At 64.6% G+C, this 13,406-nt stretch carries 14 protein-coding genes; 5 read left to right on the plus strand and 9 right to left on the minus strand.

Annotated elements, in window-relative coordinates; all coding sequences use genetic code 11:
- Positions 1 to 66 precede the first annotated feature (66 nt).
- Positions 67 to 624 (plus strand): hypothetical protein, encoded by a 558-nt coding sequence (locus OB905_10195; GenBank protein MCU4926351.1) that lies wholly within the window; start codon positions 67 to 69, stop codon positions 622 to 624.
- A gap of 43 nt (positions 625 to 667) precedes the next feature.
- Here OB905_10195 and pdxS read toward each other — a convergent pair whose 3' ends face one another.
- Complete coding sequence (gene pdxS, locus OB905_10200; protein ID MCU4926352.1) at positions 668 to 1,576, minus strand: pyridoxal 5'-phosphate synthase lyase subunit PdxS; 909 nt, start codon at positions 1,574 to 1,576, stop codon at positions 668 to 670.
- A gap of 154 nt (positions 1,577 to 1,730) precedes the next feature.
- On the opposite strand from pdxS, the gene OB905_10205 reads away from it, so the two are divergent.
- Complete coding sequence (locus OB905_10205) at positions 1,731 to 2,429, plus strand: DUF1405 domain-containing protein (protein MCU4926353.1); 699 nt, start codon at positions 1,731 to 1,733, stop codon at positions 2,427 to 2,429.
- 162 nt (positions 2,430 to 2,591) lie between these two features.
- Here the strand turns inward: OB905_10205 and OB905_10210 are convergent, their stop codons facing one another.
- The 3 genes from OB905_10210 to OB905_10220 form a co-directional block, all read right to left on the minus strand.
- Positions 2,592 to 2,840, minus strand: a complete 249-nt coding sequence (locus OB905_10210) for a hypothetical protein (protein MCU4926354.1) — start codon at positions 2,838 to 2,840, stop codon at positions 2,592 to 2,594.
- Between the two features lie 107 nt (positions 2,841 to 2,947).
- Positions 2,948 to 5,719: a valine--tRNA ligase gene (locus OB905_10215; protein MCU4926355.1), complete on the minus strand. Its 2,772-nt coding sequence runs from the start codon at positions 5,717 to 5,719 to the stop codon at positions 2,948 to 2,950.
- 172 nt (positions 5,720 to 5,891) lie between these two features.
- A complete protein-coding gene (locus OB905_10220; protein ID MCU4926356.1) occupies positions 5,892 to 6,536 on the minus strand; it encodes a hypothetical protein in 645 nt (214 codons plus the stop codon).
- Positions 6,537 to 6,672: 136 nt separating this feature from the next.
- Here OB905_10220 and OB905_10225 point away from each other — a divergent pair, with 136 nt between their 5' ends.
- Complete coding sequence (locus tag OB905_10225) at positions 6,673 to 9,330, plus strand: MMPL family transporter (protein ID MCU4926357.1); 2,658 nt, start codon at positions 6,673 to 6,675, stop codon at positions 9,328 to 9,330.
- Between the two features lie 98 nt (positions 9,331 to 9,428).
- Positions 9,429 to 10,265: a DUF4097 domain-containing protein gene (locus OB905_10230; GenBank protein MCU4926358.1), complete on the plus strand. Its 837-nt coding sequence runs from the start codon at positions 9,429 to 9,431 to the stop codon at positions 10,263 to 10,265.
- A gap of 13 nt (positions 10,266 to 10,278) precedes the next feature.
- Here OB905_10230 and OB905_10235 read toward each other — a convergent pair whose 3' ends face one another.
- The 5 genes from OB905_10235 to OB905_10255 all read right to left on the minus strand — a co-directional run bounded on the left by OB905_10235 (position 10,279) and on the right by OB905_10255 (position 12,097).
- A complete protein-coding gene (locus OB905_10235; protein ID MCU4926359.1) occupies positions 10,279 to 10,791 on the minus strand; it encodes a hypothetical protein in 513 nt (170 codons plus the stop codon).
- A 29-nt stretch (positions 10,792 to 10,820) separates the two neighbouring features.
- Entirely contained in the window at positions 10,821 to 10,967 is a 147-nt protein-coding gene (locus OB905_10240) for a hypothetical protein (GenBank protein MCU4926360.1), read from the minus strand.
- Positions 10,968 to 11,050: 83 nt separating this feature from the next.
- Positions 11,051 to 11,335 carry a hypothetical protein gene (locus OB905_10245; GenBank protein ID MCU4926361.1) on the minus strand — a complete coding sequence of 95 codons (285 nt, stop codon included), beginning with the start codon at positions 11,333 to 11,335 and terminating at the stop codon, positions 11,051 to 11,053.
- A 34-nt stretch (positions 11,336 to 11,369) separates the two neighbouring features.
- Positions 11,370 to 11,720, minus strand: a complete 351-nt coding sequence (locus tag OB905_10250; protein ID MCU4926362.1) for a hypothetical protein — start codon at positions 11,718 to 11,720, stop codon at positions 11,370 to 11,372.
- A 29-nt stretch (positions 11,721 to 11,749) separates the two neighbouring features.
- The gene (locus tag OB905_10255) at positions 11,750 to 12,097 is read right to left on the minus strand and encodes a winged helix-turn-helix domain-containing protein (GenBank protein MCU4926363.1); all 348 of its coding nucleotides are present in this window, start codon (positions 12,095 to 12,097) and stop codon (positions 11,750 to 11,752) included.
- 199 nt (positions 12,098 to 12,296) lie between these two features.
- Here OB905_10255 and OB905_10260 point away from each other — a divergent pair, with 199 nt between their 5' ends.
- Positions 12,297 to 13,082, plus strand: a complete 786-nt coding sequence (locus OB905_10260) for a sensor domain-containing protein (GenBank protein MCU4926364.1) — start codon at positions 12,297 to 12,299, stop codon at positions 13,080 to 13,082.
- Positions 13,083 to 13,406 lie beyond the last annotated feature (324 nt).

Consider the following 13,406-nt stretch of genomic DNA (forward strand, 5'->3'; position numbering starts at 1 on the left):
CGACGGTGTCCGAGCCTGCGACCGGCCACGACGCTTATCCCGCTGAACGATGATAGTCACGGCACCGTGAGTACCGACACCGAGACCCTGACAGTCGAACCGTCTGTCGACGGCAGCGACCTCTACCCGCTCGTTCGGATCACCCTGCTCGTCGGAAGCGGGCTGCTCGTCGTCGCGCTCGCCTCGCTGTTGCCCGGACTCGAACAGCTGTTCGGGTGGCTGCCGATCTCGCTGTCGGCCACCCTCCTGGCACTCGGAACCTATCTCCTCGTAGCGGGGTTGCTGGCAGCGTCGCCAGTCCTCGAGCGCCTCGTTCGAAGCTCACTCGACGGACCGGAAGCAGTCGTCACAGACGTCGCAGCGAGTGCGAAGTACGTGGCCGTGTTTTCTGCGATTCCGATCGCCCACTGGGGCTTCGAACCCCCTCTCGCGCCGGCGTTTGCCACCGTCTCGGGCGGGTGGCTGTACCACCTGACCTTTCTCGCACTCGCACTGCTCCCGCTCGCGCTGCTCATCGCGCGGATTCGGCGCTGTCTCGATCCGCTGGCCGAGTTGCTCGCGAACCAGCTCGCGGGCTCGCCGGAACGAAGCGGCGAGACGGCCGGACGAGTTCGACGCGAGTAAGCACGTGCCGTAAAAACAGTCGGTTCGGAATCCGGTCGACCGCTCAGACGCCCCGTCCCTGGAGCTTCTCTTCCTCGGGGAGGTCGACGTTCGCGTCGCCTTTCATGCTCTTGCCGAGATTCTTCGAGATCTCGGCGAGTTCCTCGGGGTCGTCCCAGTTGTTGACGGCCTCGACGATCGCTTCGCCCATCTCGACGGGGTTCTCGGCGCCGAAGATGCCGCTGCCGACGAAGATGCCGTCACACTCGTGGTGCATCATGAGCGCGGCGTCGGCGGGCGTCGCGATGCCGCCCGCGGCGAAGTTCACGACCGGCAATCGGCCCATCTCGGCGGTCTCGTGGACCAGTTCTGCGGGCGCCTCGATCTCTCGGGCGTAGGCCTCGCGTTCCTCGTGTTTCATTCCCTCGAGCCGGCGGATCTCGCCTTTGATCGTGCGCTGGTGGTAGACGGCCTGATTGACGTCGCCAGTCCCGGCCTCGCCTTTGGTGCGGATCATCGCCGCGCCCTCCTCGATCCGGCGCAGCGCCTCGCCGAGGTCGCGTGCACCACAGACGAACGGTGCCGTGAAGTCGCGCTTGTCGATGTGGTAGGCGTCGTCCGCGGGCGTGAGGACTTCGGACTCGTCGATCATGTCGACACCGACCGCCTCCAGGATCTGGGCTTCCTTCGTGTGGCCGATTCGGGACTTTCCCATCACCGGAATCGAGACCGAGTCGACGATCTCTGCGACGTCGGCAGGGTCTGCCATCCGGGCGACGCCGCCGCGCTTGCGAATATCGGCGGGAACGGCCTCAAGGGCCATGACGGCGACCGCGCCGGCGTCTTCTGCAATCTGGGCCTGTTCGGGATCGACGACGTCCATGATGACGCCGCCTTTCTGCATCTGGGCGAAGCCGCGCTTGACGAGGTCCGTCCCGCGTCGCAGTTCCTCGAGATCGGTGGGTTCGGTCATACGAACGGGTTAGGACCCACAGCACTTACGCGTGTCCTTTGGCCGAATTCGTCGAGCCGGTTCGAATCGAAGAGACTCCTCAGCAGACGACGGTGATCCGTCGAGAGTGTCCCGATCGCTATCGTTTTAGCCCTCCCGTCCGTCGCCGCGGACGATGAGCATGCGCGACGGACTACCGGAGAGGGAGCCGCTACCGACGTATCTCGCCCCGGTTCCGCAACGGATCGAGGACCTCGGCCTGCGGCTGGCGTGGCTCGTGGTTGCGATCAACCTCGTTGGCGCCGCCTTCGGCTTCTGGTGGTACGGCGCCCAGCTCGGCCAGTTCGCCGACTCGCCGATGATGATGTGGCCCTGGGTACCCGACAGCCCGATGGCGACGCTGCTGGCCGCGCTTGCGATCGCCGCCTGGAAGCTGGGACGCGAACAGGCCTGGCTCACCGCGCTGGCCTTCTTCGGAAACATCATCCTCGGGTTGTGGACGCCCTATACGCTGCTCGCGTTCGCCGACGCCTACTCGGGTCTTCACCCCGCGATGTACCAGTTCCTCTTCTGGAGCCACCTCGCGATGGTCGTCCAGGCGCTGGTTCTCTACCGAATCTCCGACTTCCCCGTCTGGGGCGTCGCCGTCGCCCTCGCCTGGTACACCAGTAATCTGATCGTCGACTACTTCATCCCGGTCGCCGGAGACCTCCATCACACCGTGATCCCGGTCGACCGCGACGAGCCGATGTTTCTCGGCGCCGACGCACTCGGCGTGGTCGCCGCCGGAGAAGTGACGTTTACGCTGCTGGCGCTGTTTCTCGCCCTCGCGATACGCGTCAAAAAGTGCGAGTCGGTGATAGAAGAGGAGTGAGAGAGACGACACACGACTCTCGCAGCCGGTCTGGTTGTACGTCCGCCACAAACTCTTCGCTCTACGCGGTCGCTGGGGACGAACGAGACCACACACCGCCACATAGCAAACAGAGCGAAGCGACTCTGTCGAAGTCCGCTTCTGTCGGTTCGGTTTTCGTTCTCACTCGACGGATTCGAGAAACGTCTCTAACGTGTCTGTGAGCGCATCGATTTGCTCCCCATCCTCACTGGCGGAGTACCGGACGATGTAGACGTCTTTTTCGTTTGCTTCACGAGTTGTATCGACGCTGTTGACGCCTTTCCAAATTCCAGTCACCTCGACGAGCCCGTATGTCTCGTGCTCGTACGTCTCCCCGCGTTCGATTACGCTGTCAGCGCCAGAACTGGGGAGCTCACCCGAATCACCCATTAGTGCTCTGAGAGAGATGTTCTACGACTACTCGTCCGCGTGCAGCCACTGTAACGGTGAATTCGTCGAACGAAAAGCTGATCGTACATCGATTAGCCGCGTTCGAGCTAGAGATCTGGTTGTCGAGTGGTGACGACAATGACCGCAGAGTCCGTCTCTACCATCTCACCCTCGCCGGAGTAGGTCCGCTCGAACGAGATCTCGAACAGGTCACCCTCGAGTTCCTCGCCGGCCACCCGAAGTACGTCTGCATCGTCGTCTCGCGGCTCATCGCCGCTCGAATTCTCCGCGGAGCGTTGCTCCGCGCTTACGATCTCGAACTCGCCGTTCTCGATCCCGGCGTCGATCTCGCCGACCTTAGCGCCGTACTTCGGTCCGAGCGTCGAGTAATCGAGGTCGATCGAGGCGATCTCGGTCGTGACCTCCGGCTCTTCGTCGAGTACCTCGAGCTCCCGGACGTGCATCACGTTCTGGATGGCGTCCTCGAAGCCGACGACCGAACCGTACACCGAAACCGAGTCGAGCTTCTCGTTCAGTGGGAGCTGATTCTCGCTTTTGTACCGTCGGAGTGCAGAGATAACCTCCATCGCCGTCTCGCCGGCTTCGAGGTCGGCGTCGTAGCCCTGTGGAGCTGGCCAGTCGCGGGTGTGGATGCTGGTCTCGTCGAGGGAGCCCCCATCACCGTCGTACACCGCCTGCCAGATCTCCTCGGTGACGTGGGGCAGGAACGGCGCCCAGAGCTGGAGGAAGGTTCGGTGGGCAGTTCGTAACGCGTACTGCGTCGAGGGGTTGTCCTCCCGGCCCTTCGCGATCTCCAAGTAGTCGTCACAGAACGTATTCCAGAAGAACGTTCGCAGGCGGTCGCGGGCCTTCGCGAACTCGTAGGCCTCGAACTGGGTCGTCAGCTGCTCGACGGCGTCGTCGAGTTCCGCGAGCAGCCAGCGGTCGATCGGCTCCAATTCGTCTGGTTCCTCGGGCTCTTCGGGTGCGAGTGTGTCGACGAGCTTCGACGCGTTCCAGAGCTTCCGAAGCAGCTTCTCGCCCGCCCGAAGGTCTTTTTCCTGATACGGGAAGTCGTCGCCAACGGCGGCGCTTGCTGCCCAGAAGCGGACGGCGTCGACGGGGTAGTCTGCGAGCACCTCGTCGGGAGCGACGACGTTGCCCTTCGACTTCGACATCTTCTCTCTGTTCTCGTCTAAGACGTGGCCGTTGATCAGCGTCGCGTCGAACGGCACCTCGCCGGTGTGCTCGTAGCACTTGACGATCGTGTGAAACAGCCAGAAGGAGATGATGTCGTGGCCCTGCGGTCGCAGATCGAACGGGTAGAGTTCGGGGTTGGCCATCGTAAACCCACCCTCGCCGCCGTCGGCGTCGGGATCCCAGTCCCAGCCAGCGTTGATGAGGGGCGTGAGCGAAGAGGTCGCCCAGGTGTCGAAGACGTCCTCCTCGGCCTCGAAGGCGTCCGTCCCCTCGTTGCCACACTCGGGACAGGCGTCAACCGGTGGCTCGTCCGAGAGGGGATCGACTGGCAGGTCCGCCTTCTCGGCGACGATCTCGTGGTCACACTCCGTACAGTACCAGACCGGGAACGGAATCCCCGAGTCGCGCTGGCGGGAGATGAGCCAGTCCCACTCCAGGCCCTCGATCCAGTGGCGGTAGCGGGTAAACATCTTTTCGGGGTACCAGTCCATCTCCTGGCCCGCCTCGAGGTACTCCTCTTTGTGATCGAGAATCTCGACGTACCACTGCTTGGAGACGCGGTACTCGACGGGGGTATCACAGCGCTCGTGGACGCCGACGGCGTGGACGTGGTCGCGTCGGTCGCGGAGAGAGCCCTCGTCGTCTAAGTCCTCGACGATCGCCTCGCGGGCCTCCTCCGTCGAAAGCCCCTCGTAGTCGCCGGCGAGGTCGGTCATCGTCGCAGTTTCGTCGATCGCAACCCGAAGCGGCAGGTCGTGGGCCTGGTACCACTCGATGTCGTTCTGGTCACCGAACGTACAGCACATCACGATCCCGGACCCGGTTTCCATGTCGACGCGATCGTCTGCGATGATCGGGACTTCGTGGCCGAAGATTGGAATACGGGCGGTCTCGCCGACTAAGTCCTGGGTATCCTCGTCGTCGGGGTGGACGAAGACGGAGACGCAGGCCGGAATGAGTTCGGGTCGCGTGGTGGAGATGACGAACTCCTCGCGGTCCGCGCCATCGGAGGCCACCTCGAACGCGATGTCGTTGAAGTGTGAGTGGCGCTCGTCGTCTTCGGTCTCGACCTGCGAGATCGCCGTCTCGCACTCGGGACACCAGATCGCGGGGGCCTTCTTGCGATACTCGCGCCCTTTCTCATAGAGGTCGATAAAGGAAAGCTGGGAGATGCGCTGGACGCGGGGCTCGATCGTCTTGTAGGTGTGATTCCAGTCGATCGAGGTGCCGAGTGCCTGCATCTTCTCCGTGAATTCGGCCTCGTACTCCGAACAAACCTCTCGACAGAGCTGCTGGAACTCGCGGCGTTCGTAGTCCTGGTGGCGGATATCGAGTTCCTCCTCGGTCAGGCGCTCGGAGGCGATTCCGTTGTCGTCGTAGCCGAAGGGGAAGAGGACGTCGCCGTCTGCCATCCGCTGGAAGCGGGCCGCGAAGTCCTGCAGCGTCGAGCCGTAGAGGTGGCCCATGTGCAGGCTCCCCGAGACGGTTGGCGGTGGCGTGTCGATCGCGTAGGTCGTGTTCGGATCCTGGCCCGGATCGCCGTCGTAGGCGTAGGTCTCGGATTCGACCCAGCGTCGCTGCCAGCGCGCCTCGACCGTCTCTGGCTCGTAGCCACCCTCGAGGGAGGGGGCGCCGAGCTCGGCCTCGTCACCCTCCGACTCGGGTGTCTCCGTGCTCATGCTCTCACCGCCCGTCGCGGGCGTCGCCGGTGTGTCATCCGTGGGTGCGGGTCGGTGTCGTCCATAGCTGAAAGGGCTCCGTTGTTCGCTGAATGCGGGTCGGCGACAATACATCCGTCGAAAGCTGGCGGGTTCGGGGTCCGGCGTGGTCGAGCGATCGACCGAATCCCCGTTACCCGGACGCCCCCATCTCGATGACTGCTCGCGAGTCGCTCTCCCTCGTGAGCTCGCCGTCCAGATACGTCGCCAGCCGCTCTAAGAACGCTGGATCGGCGTCGCGGTCGGTGACGGTGAGCAGTTCGATTCGGTCGCACTCGGCGACGGCTGTCTCCCCGCGCATGATGACCGAGAACAGCTCTCTGGGGGTGATCGGCTCGCCTTCGCGCAGCCGGGTGGTGGTTCCCGCGAGCGTCGACTCGACTGTCCGACTCACATCGAAGTCGACGTCGACGGAGACGGTCGCGTCGCGGGTCGTCGCCGCGAGATACTCCTCCGCGCTCGCGACGCCGGGTTCGAGGACGTCCTCGAAGTCGACGCCGTACCGTGCGAGCCCGAGATAGACGAACGCGACCGTCGCCCGCAGCCCATCGAGAACGGCGTCGTCGGTCAGCGTGGCCTCGAACACTTGCTTGCGGTCTTTCTCGGGTAGCGTGTGCAAGAGCAGGTCGAAGTCGAGCACGGCGGCACGAATTCGGCGCCTGATGCGCGCCTCGGCGTTTCGGGCCGACTGGTCGTGGGACATCTCGCGTTCGCCGAGCAGGTAGGCCCGGTCGGCGGGACTCAACACGCCTCGTTCGCGGTCGATTTCAGCGTCCATAATCGGTTTCCAATTATACCATACTGGGTTTGGCCGAACGTATATCCCTTGCTAGGGCCGAGTAGCCGGCAATGAGTCGGGTGATGAGTCGCAGGGCGAGGACGGGAAGCGGGGAACGAAGAGGGGGAGCAACAGGATGAGTGGCGAGCTGTCGTCGCGGTACGCCGACTGGCTCGTCTCCCACAGTCGGGCCGTAATCGTCGCGGTACTCCTCATCACTGCCCTCGTCGCGGCGGGTGCGGCAGTCGGCGAGAGCGAGGACGGCGAGATCGGTCAGTTCGAAACGGATTCCGAAGAGACCGACGCACTCGAGGAGATCGAGGCGACCTACGACACCGACGACGGCGTGGTCGCCCAACTTGTGGTCCGTGACGAGGGTGGGGACGTACTCACCCACGAGTCGATGCTCGAGGGACTGTATCTTCAAGAAGAGATCCGGGAGGACGCGGCGCTGAACGCGACGCTCGAGGAGCCCGGAATCGTGGGACTGGAAAACGTCGTCGCGACGGGCGCAGTCTTCGAGGATCGGGCCGCCGAAGCGAACGGGCCGCCCGATACGAGCCAGCCGACGATCGGCGAACAGATCACCGCGCTCGAAGAGCGCTCTGATGAGGAGGTCGAGGCGCTGCTGGCGGACGTGTTAGATCCGGACGGTGACGGTGTGGGCGGGGGCGAAGCGAGCCAGCAAGATTCCGCCGTCGACGCGGACCCCTACGAGTTCCTCCCGAGTGACTACGAGCCGGGCGAGACTGACTCCGAGTCCCGCCTCATCCTCATCTTCCAGGCCGACGACAGCGGCGAGGACGAAGTGCCCCAAGCAGCCTACGACGCCCAGGTCGAGATCGACGGCCTCGTCGAGGAGCGCTTCGACGACGCGTTCGTCTTCGGGCAGGGAATCACCGACGAGGCCTCCTCGAACGCCGTCGGGGACAGCTTCGCGATCATCACGCCGGTCGCGCTCGTGCTCGTGCTTGGCGTTCTCGCGATCACCTACCGGGACGTGGTTGACGTCCTACTCGGCGTCTTCGGGATCGCCGTCGTGATGGGGTGGCTCGCAGGCCTGCTCGGCTGGCTGGAGATCCCGACGAGCCAGCTGTTGATCGCGGTCCCCTTCCTGCTGATCGGGCTCTCGATCGACTACTCGTTGCACGTCGTGATGCGCTACCGGGAGGCCAGAGCCGGCGTGCTCGACGAATCCGGCGGAAAAAGCGGTGAGAGCGACGGAGGGTCGAGGGCCGGGGCGAGAGACAAACCCGGGGCGACGATGGGGCCGCGAGCCGGGATGCGACTCGGCCTCGCTGGCGTCGTTCTGGCACTCGGCGCGGCGACGGTTTCGACCGGCGTCGGCTTTCTCTCAAACGTCGTCAGTCCGCTGCCCGCGATTCAGGATTTCGCAATCCTTTCTGCAGGCGGAATCTTCGCGACGTTCGTCGCCTTCGGCGTGTTGGTGCCGGCGCTCAAAGTCGAGGTCGACGACCTGCTGGAGGACCGGTTCGACCGCAACCGGGCCAAACCACCGTTTGGCGTCGGGTCTGGTGTGGTAAACCGGGCACTCTCGCGGCTAGTCGGGCTGGCGCGCCGGGCCCCTGTGGCCGTAGTGCTCGTAGCACTACTGCTGGCGGCGGGTGGAGGATACGCGGCGACAGACATCGACACGGAGTTCAACCAGGCCGATTTCCTTCCCCAGGACGCTCCAGAGTGGGCAAAATCGCTCCCCGGCCCGCTCGCAACCGGCACGTACACGGTGAGCGACGACGCCGCCTACCTGGGCGAGAACTTCGCCGAGCAGGGCGAGGGCTCACAAACGCAGGTGTTGATACGCGAGGGCGCGACCGATCCCGAGACGCTGACGGCGATCGAGAGCGCCCGCGACGGCGTCGATCCGGACGGAACGATCACCTCCGGGCCCGCCGGGCCGGCAATCGAGGGTCCAGACAGGCTGATCGCCGATCTCGCCGCCGAAAACGAGACGGTGGCCGCTGCGCTCGACGAGCGCGACACGTCCGAGAACGGACTGCCAGACGAGGACGTCGCCGGCCTCTACGACGTGCTCTTCGAGGCCGACGAAGAGCGAGCGAGCGAGGTGCTCCACCGAACAGATGATGGCGAGTACGAGAGCGTGCGGCTGCTCGTGACCGTCCAGGGCGACGCGAGCGCCCAGAGCGTCGCCGAGGACACCCGAGCGCTGGCCGAGGCGATCGAAGACGAGAGCGCAGCGGTCGCCGTCGCGACTGGCGGGCCGGTCACGACCGCGGTCGTCCAGGACGCTCTCTTGGAGACGCTCGTTCAGGCGTTCGCGGTCACGCTCGTGGTCATCCTGACGTTCCTGACCGTGCTCTCGTGGGTTCGCCACCGGGCGCTCTCGCTGGGCGCCGTGACGCTCGCACCCGTGGTCGCGGCGCTCGCGTGGCTGCTCGGCGCGATGGCGCTTCTGGATCTCCCCTTTAACAGCGAGACGGCCGTCATCACGAGCCTCGCGATCGGTCTCGGTGTCGACTACAGCATCCACGTCTCCGAACGATTCGTCGCCGAGCGCGAGGTGCGTGACTCACTGGGCGATGCCCTCGCCGCGACGGTGACCGGAACCGGCGGGGCGCTGCTCGGGAGCGCACTGACGACGGCGGCCGGCTTCGGAGTGCTGGCACTCGCACTCGCACCGCCGTTGCAGCGGTTCGGTCTCGTGACGGGGCTGAGCATCATCTTCGCGTTCGTCGCCTGCGTCACGGTCCTGCCGTGTCTGCTCGTCCTCCGCGAGCGCGTGATCGCCCGGTTCGGGACCGGGGAGGGCCGCTAACGACCGAGTTCGGTCCCGATATAAAAATTACGGGGATCGGCTGGGCGGTCGACAGTCGGGCCTCCGTATTAACGTGGGTCCTGTCCGTACACCGGCGTATGCACCAGCACACGACGCGCCGAACATTCCTCGGCGGCCTCGCTGCGGCGGGGAGCGCGGCGCTTGCCGGCTGCAGCGGGGCGACGCCGTTCGTCGGCCAGCAGCTCTCGGAGACCGAAACCGTCGCGCCGGAGGGGGCTGAATCGATCGCGATCACGGGTGACGTCGGGGACGTTTCGGTGAGAACGAGCGACCGGGACGACGTCGACCTGGATCTCGAAAAGCAGTCGAGTTCGATCCGGACGGATCTGGACGACCTGGTCCTCCGGACCGAGGCAGACGGTGAGAATCTGGCACTTCGATCGGAGTACGAGGGAAGCGTGGGATGGTTCGAGAGCCGCCCCTCGATGAGCATCAACGCGGAGATTCCCGGGGAGCTTGCGGTGTCGGAGATCGAGACCGACGTCGGCCGCGTCACCGTTAGGGACGTCGCCGGCGATCTCTCGGTTCGGGCGACGACCGGCCGGGTCGACGTCGACGGCGTCGACGGCGCGGTGGAAGCGCAGACGACGACCGGCCGGGTGACGGTTCGCGACATGGAGGCGCTGGGGGACGTCCGGACAACGACAGGCCGGATCGAAGTCGACGTGCCCGCAATCGACGGCGAAACGACGATCCGAGCCACGACGGGGCGAATCGAAGCCGCGATCAGCTCGGACGTGAACGCGGAGATTCGCGCGAGTACGACCACCGGGCGCATCGACACCGACGACCTAGCGATGAGTGGCGCGAATCGGACCGACGGCCAGGTGACAGGCACTCTCGGCGAGGGTGGGCCGACGCTGCGATTCGAGACGACGACCGGGCGGATCACGCTGACGACACTTTCCGAGTAGCGGTCAATCGTCGCTATCGAAGCAGGAACGCTCCTGAAGTCACGTTCTCGACGGCCCCGAAGAAGTGCAGGAAGTCGACGCCGACCCAGTTGGCGAGTCCCAGCAGTATTACGAGGGCGACGAGTGTGGCAATGAGTCCGTCTCGTTGTAATTTCTCGTGGCGTCCGAGGTCAGCGCTGCTTCGGTACGGCAACGACAGGAACCGAAGCAGACCGGTCGTGGTCGCGTCCGGATCTACACGCCGGAGGCGACGAGCCGTCCAGAGCGCCCAGCAGCCGTACCCGATTAACGAGCCGACGAGTAAAAGCACGGAGATCCCAAGCAGTGCCACGAGGGCACCGAGAACGAGCGTTCCGGTCCATCCCAGGGAGACATCACCAATCACCAGCGCAATACTAAGGAGGACGACAGCGAGTGTCGGAGTGGAGAGGCCGGAGACGACGAAGAGGCGACGAAAGCGGTTGCCAAGCGTCCCCTCCGTCACCGGCCGTGCCGAGGACGTCTCAGTGCGAGCTGACTCGTCCATAGTGTGTTTCGAACGTACACCCATCCCCATTAAACTGCGTGACACAGCCGTGAATCGGCAGTAGCGGCGACGGCGCGTCCGAGCGTATCGATTTGGGAGGGGGCGACGTGGTCTCCGTAGAACGCGAGCGCGGCGAGCAAACTCACAGCCAGCGAGAGGGTGACGACGAGTTCCACGAACACCGAAACCGGGATCGCGGCCTGTCGACTGACCCACTCGGCTAAATCCTTACGTGAAGATCGAGATCGAGCGACGTCGGTCAGACGCCTTCGAGCGAGTAGAGAATCGAGAGCAGCCCCGCGATGGTGGCGAGCAGCACTCCCAGCAGCGTCGCGGCGTCGGAGAGGGCGAGCAGTGGTCCAACACCGTAGCTGATGAGGAAGGGGCCGACGGCGATGCAGACGATCCCTACGGCGAGGTAGCGCATGGTGTCGCTGCCGTGGCGCCGGTAGCCCTGATAGGCGAGGCCGGCGACGACAGCACCGAGGACAGCGGTCGCCAGCGCCGTCGCAAAGAGGACGGCTACGGGATCGACGGCGACCATCGGCCATGGATCGGTAGCTGCGGTCGATCCGGGATCAACGACGAGCATAGATCACCCCCAGGATCAGGAGCAGGCCGAGCAGTTGGGCGGCCGTCGCGATCACTTCCCGCCAGACCGGGTCGGCGGGCACGTTCGACAGCGCCAGCCGGAGTACCATCGGGACCGTCGTGAGCAACACTAGACCCGCGCCGAGGACCAGCATACCGCTGCCTCCGCCACCGCGGTAGCCGCGGTAGAGGCGGACCGCGAGCACGAGCGAGAGCACCGTTGCGATGAGCAAGGCGACGAACACGAGGACGACGAGCGTCGGCGAGCCGCCGGTGGCGTCCGCCTGTAGCGGGAGCACCGGCGGCTGGAGGTTCCCTCCGAGGGGTGTCGGAGGCAAACCCGCAGCCGACGTCGGTACTTGCGTCGTCATTTGAATCCCTCGTAGAGCCTGGTGAAGCGATCGGCCGCCGATTCCGTCGGGCTCCGGTCGACGTCGACCTCGAAGCCCTCCTCGTCGAGACGGATCCGAACCTCCCGGAGGCGAGCGCGGTAGACCTTGTAGTGGTGGCCGCCGGGATCTAGCTGCTGGTGGTCCTCTAACAGGCCGGCCTCCTGAAGCTGCGTGACGCGGCGGTAGATCGTCGACGGATCGGCCCCACAGGCGTCGCTCAGGGCGTCGACCGACTGGGGCTCCTCCCGAGACTGCTCTAAAATCGTCCGCATGTACTCGTCACTCAGGAGATCGACGACGTCGGCCTCGGCGTCGTCGCTCATCACCCCCACGGTTCCCGCGGATCCCAAAAAGCTCCACCGGTCGTACGGCCCGGTTCTGGCATCCAGATCCGCAACCTGTCGGACTCGACCATCGGTGTCTGACCATCGGGTGAGAGACGGGTAGTAGCCGCCGACGAGCTGTGGAGTCGACAACCAGGGGCCAACGTTTATGTCTCCGCGCCGGGCAGTCTCGACCGAGATGTCGCGTCCAGGGGCCACGGCGGCGAGCGATCGATTCGGTCGCCTGGGTGCCGGACTCCAACAGTTCGTGACGGTTCCGTTTCGACGACAGACGTACCTGAATCTCGCGTACCTGTTGCTGGCCTTTCCGCTCGGGCTCGTCTACTTCGTCGGGCTCACGGTCGGACTCTCTGTAGGGATTGCGCTCGTACTCTCGGTTGTGCTCTTGCTCGTTGGCCTTCCGATCCTGGCGATCACGATTGCGGTGGCGCTCTCGCTTGCCGGATTCGAGCGCTGGCTGACGTCGGCGATGCTCGACGTCGAAATCGGCCCGAAAACCGAGCTCGCGGGAGACCGAACGCGGGACAGAGTCGTCTCACTGGTAAAAGACCCGAAAACGTGGGCGCCCCTGCTCTACCTGCCCGCGAAGTTCGTCCTCGGCGTGCTCTCGTTCGTGATCGTCACCACCGGGCTCTCGACGGGGGTAAGCATGCTGTTGTTGCCGCTTTACTACGACCGTCCAGGGCTGTACGTTGGACTCGTCTCGGACCGCGCACCCGAATTCAGCCAGACGCTGTACCTCGGCTGGAACTACCTGCTGGTCGGCTTCGAGGCGGTGATCACCCTGGGCCACTGGCGGATCGAGACGCTTCCGGCGGCGCTTCTGGCCGCCGTCGTCGGCGTCGGCGTCGTGCTGACTACGCTGCACCTGCTGAATGCGGTAGCTGGGCTCTTCGGCCGATTCGCACGACTGACGCTGGCCGACAGCTACGATCCGGTTGCGGTTCTTCGGCGGTCGTCGTAACTGTAGTTGGTTCTCCGGTTTCGGTATTCAGAGTAGTTCGTGCGACTTGCGGTCAGCATAGATGGACGGTATAACATGAGAAGGACCTACGGATACCAAGTAATCGCTCTGGGTACACATCATATTACGGTTTCAACGGGAGGGGAATTCTTCCGTCCGAACGCATAACCTCTCTGTTGCGGTCAGGCCACGCTAGTAACCGTTCACGGAGTACTTCGCCGTCTGTCGTTTTCGGATCGCACCCGCCAATCTTGGCGGTGAGGGTCAAAACAATCCAACCACCATATCCGAGAACGACAGTTACGCCGGTCATTACGACGACTG

It is taken from the genome of Halobacteria archaeon AArc-dxtr1, assembly GCA_025517425.1.
Lineage (GTDB): Archaea > Halobacteriota > Halobacteria > Halobacteriales > Natrialbaceae > Halostagnicola.

Excerpts from the sequence above, each read along its gene's own strand:
- pdxS (MCU4926352.1), bottom strand. The coding sequence starts at position 1,576 with ATGACCGAACCCACCGATCTCGAGGAACTGCGACGCGGGACGGACCTC.
- OB905_10205 (MCU4926353.1), top strand. The coding sequence starts at position 1,731 with ATGAGCATGCGCGACGGACTACCGGAGAGGGAGCCGCTACCGACGTAT.
- OB905_10210 (MCU4926354.1), bottom strand. The coding sequence starts at position 2,840 with ATGGGTGATTCGGGTGAGCTCCCCAGTTCTGGCGCTGACAGCGTAATC.
- OB905_10215 (MCU4926355.1), bottom strand. The coding sequence starts at position 5,719 with ATGAGCACGGAGACACCCGAGTCGGAGGGTGACGAGGCCGAGCTCGGC.
- OB905_10220 (MCU4926356.1), bottom strand. The coding sequence starts at position 6,536 with ATGGACGCTGAAATCGACCGCGAACGAGGCGTGTTGAGTCCCGCCGAC.
- OB905_10225 (MCU4926357.1), top strand. The coding sequence starts at position 6,673 with ATGAGTGGCGAGCTGTCGTCGCGGTACGCCGACTGGCTCGTCTCCCAC.
- OB905_10230 (MCU4926358.1), top strand. The coding sequence starts at position 9,429 with ATGCACCAGCACACGACGCGCCGAACATTCCTCGGCGGCCTCGCTGCG.
- OB905_10235 (MCU4926359.1), bottom strand. The coding sequence starts at position 10,791 with ATGGACGAGTCAGCTCGCACTGAGACGTCCTCGGCACGGCCGGTGACG.
- OB905_10245 (MCU4926361.1), bottom strand. The coding sequence starts at position 11,335 with ATGGTCGCCGTCGATCCCGTAGCCGTCCTCTTTGCGACGGCGCTGGCG.
- OB905_10255 (MCU4926363.1), bottom strand. The coding sequence starts at position 12,097 with ATGAGCGACGACGCCGAGGCCGACGTCGTCGATCTCCTGAGTGACGAG.
- OB905_10260 (MCU4926364.1), top strand. The coding sequence starts at position 12,297 with ATGTCGCGTCCAGGGGCCACGGCGGCGAGCGATCGATTCGGTCGCCTG.